8 protein-coding genes and 1 pseudogene are annotated in these 8,120 nt (G+C 77.0%); 6 read left to right on the top strand and 3 right to left on the bottom strand.

From position 1 onward, the window contains the following. Positions 1-393 (bottom strand): annotated as a pseudogene (locus VER05_RS08600) (hypothetical protein); the annotation flags it as partial. A gap of 200 nt (positions 394-593) precedes the next feature. On the opposite strand from VER05_RS08600, the gene VER05_RS08595 reads away from it, so the two are divergent. The 6 genes from VER05_RS08595 (at position 594) to VER05_RS08570 (ending at position 5,863) form a co-directional block, all read left to right on the top strand. Beyond that, the gene (locus VER05_RS08595) at positions 594-1,424 is read left to right on the top strand and encodes a hydrolase (RefSeq protein WP_324844954.1); all 831 of its coding nucleotides are present in this window, start codon (positions 594-596) and stop codon (positions 1,422-1,424) included. Positions 1,425-1,426: 2 nt separating this feature from the next. Next, positions 1,427-2,401, top strand: a complete 975-nt coding sequence (phnD, locus tag VER05_RS08590; protein ID WP_414647588.1) for a phosphate/phosphite/phosphonate ABC transporter substrate-binding protein — start codon at positions 1,427-1,429, stop codon at positions 2,399-2,401. A 74-nt stretch (positions 2,402-2,475) separates the two neighbouring features. Beyond that, positions 2,476-3,231: a phosphonate ABC transporter ATP-binding protein gene (gene phnC, locus VER05_RS08585; protein ID WP_324844955.1), complete on the top strand. Its 756-nt coding sequence runs from the start codon at positions 2,476-2,478 to the stop codon at positions 3,229-3,231. Between the two features lie 52 nt (positions 3,232-3,283). Continuing rightward, positions 3,284-4,126 (top strand): phosphonate ABC transporter, permease protein PhnE, encoded by an 843-nt coding sequence (gene phnE, locus VER05_RS08580; RefSeq protein ID WP_324844952.1) that lies wholly within the window; start codon positions 3,284-3,286, stop codon positions 4,124-4,126. Positions 4,127-4,206: 80 nt separating this feature from the next. After that, positions 4,207-5,022, top strand: a complete 816-nt coding sequence (phnE, locus tag VER05_RS08575; RefSeq protein WP_414647589.1) for a phosphonate ABC transporter, permease protein PhnE — start codon at positions 4,207-4,209, stop codon at positions 5,020-5,022. After that, positions 5,006-5,863: a MurR/RpiR family transcriptional regulator gene (locus VER05_RS08570; RefSeq protein ID WP_324844951.1), complete on the top strand. Its 858-nt coding sequence runs from the start codon at positions 5,006-5,008 to the stop codon at positions 5,861-5,863. Before phnE (VER05_RS08575) ends, VER05_RS08570 begins: the two co-directional genes overlap by 17 nt. Positions 5,864-6,064: 201 nt before the next feature. Here the strand turns inward: VER05_RS08570 and VER05_RS08565 are convergent, their stop codons facing one another. Continuing rightward, the gene (locus VER05_RS08565) at positions 6,065-6,310 is read right to left on the bottom strand and encodes a hypothetical protein (protein ID WP_324844950.1); all 246 of its coding nucleotides are present in this window, start codon (positions 6,308-6,310) and stop codon (positions 6,065-6,067) included. 52 nt (positions 6,311-6,362) lie between these two features. Further along, positions 6,363-8,120 (bottom strand): HNH endonuclease signature motif containing protein (locus tag VER05_RS08560; protein ID WP_324844949.1); only part of this gene is annotated, 1,758 nt, incomplete at its 5' end.

The raw sequence follows: 8,120 nt of genomic DNA, 5'->3' as shown, positions 1-8,120 counted from the left end.
CGTCGCGGCCGTCGACAGCAGGTAGCCGTACACGTGCGCGAGTCCGGCGTCGGTGCCGGGGAACTCGACCGGCAGTCCCGCGCGGCGCTGCAGCCACGCCAGCACCGGCTCCGGCACGACCGGGGCGCCGGTCAGCTCGTCGACCACCGTCGACCGGCCCCAGCGGCCGAACGTGCCGCGCGTGCGGTCCGCGTCCACCTGCGCGGCGAGCCACCCGACGGGGCCGTCGGGGCGCAGGGCGCGGTCCGGGTCGTCGGCGGCGGCACGGGCCGCGTCGTCGAGGGCGCGGAGGGCGGCGGCGTCGAGGGAGTGCAGGGCGGCGCTGTCGGGCGGCGCGACGTCGAGCGGGGCTTGGTCGAGCGGGGCGGCGTCGGGCGGGACGGGGGAGGGCACGCCCGCACGCTAGCCGTGCCGCCGGGGCCGGCCCCCGGGTGCCCGGCGCCCCCGACGCGGGCCGCCACGAGTGTTCACCCGCCGTTCGCCGTTGTTCACGCGGTCGTGGTCATCTCGTCCAGAACGCACCCCTAGCGTGGACGATGCGTCCAGACGGGCGTGACCCACCGGGCGACCCGCCCCCGCACGTCAGGCGATCCGTGAGCCGTACCGACACCCTCCTCCTGCTCGACTTCGACGGCACCGTCGCCGTCGGGCACGGGCCGGTGCACGCCTACGCCCGCGCCGCGGCGTCCAGCCTCGACCCCGACGCCCGCCGCGCGTTCCTGGCCGAGGCGACCGCCGCGGTCGACGCGCTCGGCGACCCCGCCCCGACGGGTCACACCGCCGGTCGCGCCGCCGGCCGCACCGCCGGCCGGGCCGACGCCCGCGGCGCCTCCGCCGACGGGCTGCTGCCGCTCGACGGCTACGACCTGGTCCGGGTCCTCGCGGAGCGGCACGGCGTCGGCCCGCTCGCGCTGTCCGCCGCCTACCTCGCGAGCCGGCACGCGCTCGGCACCGACGACGCCCCGGTGTCCGCCCCGCTCGGGCTCGCCGCCGTCCTGGCCGAGGTGCGCACCGAGGCGACCGTCGTCCTCGCCACCAACGCCCCGGCCATCCGGCTCCCCGAGACGCTGGCGGCGCTCGGCCTGGCCGGCCTGCTCGACGGCGTGCTGACCGAGGTCGGCAAGCCCGCGGGCATGGCCGCGGTGCTCGACCGGCTCGGCGTCGCCCCGGCCGGCCCGGTGCGCGCGCTCAGCGTCGGCGACGTCTGGGCCAACGACCTGGCGCCCGTCGCCGCCCGCGGTCACGCGACCGCCCTGATCTCCCGGCGCCCGCCGCCGGAGGCCCGCCCCACGTGGACCGTCCCCGACCTGCCGGCGCTGTACCCGGCGCTCCGGGAGTGGGTCCGCGCGGACGGGCGCACCGCACCGTCCCAGCCCCAGCCCCAGCCCGCCCGGGTCCCCGCCCGGGTCACGACCGAAGGATGACCATGTCGAAGCACGTCCTGCCCGGCGCCGCCCTGCTGGCCGTCGCCGCGCTCGCCCTGTCGGCCTGCTCCGGCGACGCCGAGGCCACGCCGTCGGCCGGCGAGACCGCCGCCGACCCCACGTCGCTCACCCTCGCGCTCGTCCCGTCGCAGGACCAGGACGGCCTCGTCGACACCGCGAAGCCGCTCACCGACTACCTCACCGAGGAGCTCGGCATCGAGGTCACCGGCGTCGTGTCGAAGGACTACCAGGCCGCCGTCGAGGCGATGGGCGCCGACCAGGCGCAGATCGGCTTCCTGCCGTCCCTCCAGCTCTGGCAGGCCTCGGACATGTACGACGCCAGCGTCGTGCTGCAGACCGAGCGCAACGGCAACATCTCGTACCCGGCCCAGTTCATGACGAACAACCCCGACAAGTACTGCGAGGACGAGCCCGTCGAGCGCGACGGCATGCTGTTCTGCAACGGCGCCGACGCGCTGCAGGGCCCCGCCGGCCTGGACTCGATCGACAAGGTCGAGGGCGCGAAGGTCGCGCTGCTCGGCCCGGCCTCGCCCGCCGGCTACATCTACCCGGTCCTCGCGCTGCAGGAGGCCGGCCTCGACACCGACGCCGACATCGAGCAGCTGCCGGTCACGGCGAACGACGCCTCCGTGCTGGCGGTCTACAACGGCGACGCCGAGGTCGGCTTCTCGTTCTGGGACGCCCGCACCATCGTCGCGAAGGACACCCCGGACGTCGGCCAGAAGGTCGTCGTGTTCGCCCTGACCGAGGAGATCCCGAACGACGGCGTCGCGCTCGCGGCCTCGCTGTCGCCCGAGCTCCAGGACCGGATCACCACGGCGCTCGAGGACTTCTCGAACACCGACGAGGGCTCGCAGGTGCTCACCGACATCTACTCGATCTCCAAGCTCGCCCCCGCCGACCCGGCGTCGCTCGACGTCGTCGCCCGCGCGGCCGAGAAGCTCGGCCTGCAGTGAGCGTCGGCCTCCGGGCCGCGCAGGGCACCGCGACGTCCGACGACGTCGCGGTGCCCGCGCCGTGGCCCGTCCGGATGCGCGACGTCGTCGTGCGGTACCCGAACGGCGTGACCGCCCTCGACGGCGTCTCGCTCGACCTGGAGCCGGGGGAGATGGTGGCCGTCGTCGGCCTGTCCGGCTCCGGCAAGTCGTCCATGATCCGCACGCTGAACGGTCTGGTGCCCGTGACCTCCGGCACCGTCGAGGTCGGCGGCCACGACGTCACCGCGGCCCGCGGCCGGGCGCTGCGCGCGCTGCGCGGCGAGGTCGGGATGATCTTCCAGAGCTTCAACCTGGCCGGGCGCGCCACGGTGCTGCAGAACGTCCTGGTCGGCCGGGTCGCGCACGCGCCGACCTGGCGCACGCTGCTCGGCGCGCACACCGCGCAGGACCGGGCGGTCGCGTACGAGGCGCTGGACCGCGTCGGCATGCTCGACCGGGCCTGGCACCGGGCGTCGCACCTGTCCGGCGGCCAGCAGCAGCGCGTCGCCATCGCCCGCGCGCTGGCCCAGCAGCCGCGCGCCGTCCTCGCCGACGAGCCGGTCGCCAGCCTCGACCCGCCCACCGCGCACGGCGTCATGGCCGACCTGCGCCGGGTGAACCGCGAGCTCGGCATCACCGTCGTCGTGAACCTGCACCTGCTCGACCTGGCGCGGGAGTACGGCACGCGGCTCGTCGGGCTGCGCGCCGGGCGGGTCGTGTACGACGGCCCCGCGGCCGACGCCAGCGACCGGGTGTTCGAGGACATCTACGGCCGGTCGATCCGCCCCGACGACGTGCTGGGCTCGTGATGACACCCCACGACATCGCTCGCTGCGCTCCCGATCTCGCGGGGGCCCCGGGATGAGCGCCGCCGACGTCGCGGCGCCCGTCCGTCCGGGGCGCGCCGGCCGGCCCGCCCCGCTGCCCCCGGGGCGCCCCGCGGGCCGGTGGAAGGCCGCCGCCGGCTGGGCCGCCGTGCTCGCCGTCACCGCGCTGACGCTGGCCCCCGGGATCGGCGTCGAGGTCGACCTCGGCGCAATCGCCCGGAACTGGCGGAACGGCGCGGACAAGATCGTCGCGCTGCTCCAGCCGGACTGGTCGTTCTTCCCGCGCACCGTCGGGCCGCTGCTGGAGACGCTGCAGATGGCGGTCGTCGCCACGGCCGTCGCCGGCATCGTCTCGCTGCCGCTGAGCCTGTGGGCCGCGCGCACCACCAACCCGCACCGGCTCCTGCGCGGCGCCGTCCGCGGCGTGCTCAACGTCGTGCGGGCCGTGCCCGACCTGCTCTACGCGGCCGTGCTCGTCGCGATGGTCGGCGTCGGCGCCCTCCCCGGCATCCTCGCGCTCGTGCTGTTCGACGTCGGCATCGTCGTCAAGCTCGTCTCCGAGCAGCTCGAGGCCGCCGACACCGGCGCGCTCGAGGCGGCCCGCGCGGCGGGCGGCACCCAGCTGCAGGTGAACCGCTCCGTCGCCGTGCCGGACATGCTGCCCGGCTTCTGGAACCAGCTGCTCTACGTCCTCGAGCTCAACGTCCGGGCGTCGTCCGTGCTCGGCCTGGTCGGCGCGGGCGGCATGGGCCTGCTCATCGACGCCGTGCGGTCGTTCTACCGGTACGACCAGCTCTCGCTCATCATCCTGGAGATCCTCGTCGTGGTGCTCGTCCTCGAGGCCGTCAGCAGCGCCGCCCGCCGGAGGCTGCTGTGACCGCCCCGTCCGCCCCCGCCCCCGCGCCCGCTCCCGCTCCCGCTCCCGGGCGCGGCGCCGCCCGCCGCGCCCGGGGCGCCCTGACCGGCGCCGTCGCCCCGCCGCCCCGCCCGTCCCGGCTCGCGCCGCGCGCGCTGTCCGCGGCCGTCGTCGTGGTCGTCGTCGCCGCGTTCTGGTCCGTCGACATCTCCTGGGGCCGGCTCGCCGACCTGCCGTCCGAGGTCGTCCGGTACCTGTGGCTCATGTTCAGCGCCCCCGACTGGTCCGCGCTGCCCGAGGCCCTGCGGCAGACCTGGCGGTCCGTCGCGATGGCCTGGCTCGGCACGGTGCTCGGCATCCTCGTCGCGACGCCGCTCAGCCTGCTCGCCGCCCGCGGCCACGGCCCGGCACCCGTCCGCGGGGCGCTGCGGCTGGTGTTCGCGGTGATCCGGGCCGTGCCGGAGATCATCATCGCCATCGTCATCCTGTCGGTCACCGGCCTCACCCCGCTCACGGGTGCCCTGGCGCTCGCGGTGAACGGTGTCGGCACCCTCGGCAAGTGGGGCTACGAGGCGATCGAGGGCATCGGCCGCGGCCCCGTCGAGGCGGTCCGCGCCGCCGGCGGCTCCGGCGCCCACGTCCTGCGCTGGGGCGTCTGGCCCGAGGTGCTGCCCGCGTTCGGGTCGTTCTGGCTGTACCGGTTCGAGATCAACGTCCGGTCCTCCGCCGTGCTCGGCCTGATCGGCGTGGGCGGCATCGGTGACATGCTCACCTCCTACACGCAGTACCGGCAGTGGTCGACGGTCGGCGTGCTGCTCATCGTGGTCGTGGTGGTCACCGTCGCGATCGACGCCGCGTCCGGGGCCCTGCGCCGCCGGATCATGGAGGGAGCCCGTGCCCGTGCCGTCCAGCCCTGACGTCGTCGCGCACCCCACCGTGCGGATCGCGACCGCGCTGCCCACCGTCCTCGCGAGCGAGCGCCGGGTGCTCGAGGAGGTGCTGCACCAGCCCGAGCGGGTCGTGGAGAGCACCGCCCAGGAGGTCGCCGACCGGGTCGGCGTCGGGCGGTCGACCGTCGTCCGCGCCTGCCAGGCGATCGGCTACAAGGGCTACCCCCAGCTGCGGGTGGCGCTCGCGGCCGAGCTCGCGCACCGGGACGAGGAGGTCGACTACGGGTCGAGCGCCCTCGGCCGGCTGCGGGCGGACATCGCGGCGCTCGCCGCGGCCCTGCCGCAGGTGACGGCGGTCCTCGACGAGGACACCGTCGAGCGGGCCGTCGGCGTGCTGACCGGGTCCCGGCGGCTGCTGGTCCTCGCCAACGGGTTGTCCGCGCCGCTCGCCACCGACATGGCCATGCGGCTCACCGCCGTCGGGCGCCCGGCGGACTTCGTCGCCGACTCCATCGGGCAGCAGATCGCCGCCCGCGGGCTCGCGGCCGGCGACGGCTGCGTGGTGCTCAGCGGGTCGGGGGCGAGCGAGGCGACGCTCAAGGTCGCGAGGGCGGCGCGGCAGGGGGGCGCCGCCGTCGTCGCCGTGACGTCGTTCCGCGGGTCGCCGCTGGGGGAGCTGGCGGACGTGGAGCTCGTGGTCGCGCCCGCCGCCACGACGTTCCAGCACGAGCTCGAGCGGACCTCGCGGATCGCGCTGGCGGTGCTGGTGGAGTCGCTGGTGGGGGTGGTGGCGGCCCGGTCGGGGGCGGTCGCGCAGACGACGCACGACCGGGTGCTCGACATCCTGAGCGACAACCTGGCGGACTGAGCCGGGCGCGGCCGGGTGGGGTCGTGGCCGCGCACGGCGTGGGGCGGCGCACGGCGCGGCGTGGGGCGGCGCGTGGCACCGCGTGGGGCGGCGCGGGGCGCGGCGTGGGGCGGCGCGTGGCACGGCGCGGGGCGGCGCGGGGCGCGGCGCGGCGCGGCGTGGGGCGGGGCGCACGGCGCCGCTCGGCCCGCCGGCCGGGTGTCAGCCCAGGACCTCGACCTCGACCTCCCACGCCAGGTCGTCGAGGATCTCCGCCGCGTGCGTGTTCGCGGCGCGGACGGCCGTCTCCAGGTCCGGCGCCTCGCCGCGCAGGTCGAACGTCACCCGCCCCCCGCCGAACCCGGGAGGCGCGTCGTCGCGCAGCGCGCCGAGGGCATCCGCCATGCCGGCGCGGGTCTCGTCGTCGGGCACGTCGGGGACGGTGAGGTGGGCGACGTAGTCGGGCATGGGGCCATGGTGCCGCAGGCCACCGACACGCACGACGCCGCCCTCGCCCGGCTCAGAACGGCGGCGGCTCGTCGTGGGGGTCGGCGGTGGCGTCGTGGTTCTGCCCGGTGCCGGGCCGCGTGAGGTACCGGTGCCCGGTCGGGGTGAGCCACTCGAACAGCCCGGGCTCGATCTGCCGCAGCCGGAAGCCGCCGTCGGTCTTCAGCCGGTGGTGCCGGTGGCACAACGGCCCGAGGTTGTCCGCGTCGGTGCGGCCCAGGGGCGCGTCGGGGTCGGCTCCGGGCTGGGGGTGGAACTCCTCGGTGTGGTCGAGCTCGCAGCCGCAGGCCGGGCGGACGCAGCCGGGTGCGACGCAGGTCCCGTCGCGGGTGCGGACGAACTCGTCGAGGGCGGCGGGGGGTCGGTAGCGCTCGCGGCCGACGTCCAGCAGCCGGTGGGTGACCGGGTCGGTGACCAGCCGCCGCCAGACCCCGCCGACGGCGAGGGCTCGGGCTCGCACGGCGTCGATGGGGCCGTGGCCCTCGAGGTCCGCGGGCTGGTCGTCGAGGCCGATCAGGGTGGAGGCGTTGATGGTGATGCGGACCTCGGCGCCGGGCCGCCCGGAGCAGCGCGTGCAGGTCCGGTGCCCGGTCGTCGGCGCCGCGCCGGCCGCGGTTGCCCGGGTGCCGGGCGCTGTTGCCCGGGTGCCCGTCGTGGCTGACGCGGTGCCGGTCGTGGTGGACGGGGTGCCGGGCGCGGTCGACGAGGTGCCGGTCGAGAGCGGGGCCGGCGCGGTGGCGTGGGCGGGCGCGGGCGGGGGTGCGGTGGTGGGCGCGGTCGGCGCGGTGTCGGCCGAGGGCGGGTCCGGCGCGGTGGCGTAGGCGGGCGGGGGTGCGGTCGCGGGGAGCGGCGTGGGTGCGGCTCCGGGCGCGGGTTCCAGCGTGGTGGCGTCCAGCGGGACGAGCGTGCCGGTCGGGACCGGCTCGACAGGCGGCCGGGGCACCAGCCGGAACGTGCTGACGCTCAGGTCCTCCGCCGAGCGGCGCGGATTCGGCAGCGCCGGCGCGGGCGGGTCGAGCCGGACCTCGAACGCCGGCCCGTCCGAGGCCGGCACGTCCCCGACCACCAGGTCCCGCAGGCCGTCGGCGCGCAGCTGATCCAGGGTCCGGCCGTCCCCGACCGCCTTCGCCGCGCGCGCCGCGTGATCCAGGACCCCGTCGACTCGCGTCGCGTCCTCCGCCGCGAGCACCAGCCACATCGACGCCATCCCGTCCGCCTGCGCCCGCGGGTGCGTCACCCGGCGGGTGCATCGGGCCCGCTCGTGCCGGTCCGCGGCGCCGTCGGGGTCGGCCAGCCGGATCTCGCGCTGCACCCGCTGGCGCAGCTCGGCCACCGAGCACTGGCCGGCGTCCGGCAGCACGGCGTCCTCCACCGCGTGCGCCACCTGGAACGACTGGTCGGTCAACGCCGCGGCCAGCACCTCCGCCTTGGCGGCGTCGACATGACCCGCCTCCAGCGCCTCCTGGGTCGCGCCGAGCAGCCCGTCCAGCACGACCGCACGGCGCACCACCCGGTTCGCGGTCATCCGCGCCCAGCCCAGCCGCATCGCCAGCTCGTCGCCCGCCACGCTCGTCTGCGTCGGCGGGGCGCCGGCCAGCGGCGACCAGTCCGGGCGCATCTCCTCCCGGCTGGCGAGCTCGGCGACCGCGGCCAGCTTGCGGGCGTGCAGGTGCGACTCCATCCGGTCGATCGCCGCGACCACCTCCACCAGCACCGTCGGGGACACCACCCGCTGGTCCAGCCCCCGCAACCACGCGTCCAGCACCGGGCC

This window comes from Cellulomonas sp. (assembly GCF_035634735.1).
In the GTDB taxonomy this organism is placed as follows: domain Bacteria; phylum Actinomycetota; class Actinomycetes; order Actinomycetales; family Cellulomonadaceae; genus Cellulomonas.
Note: the sequence above shows the minus strand (reverse complement) of the source record. Positions and strands in the feature narration are given on the sequence as shown.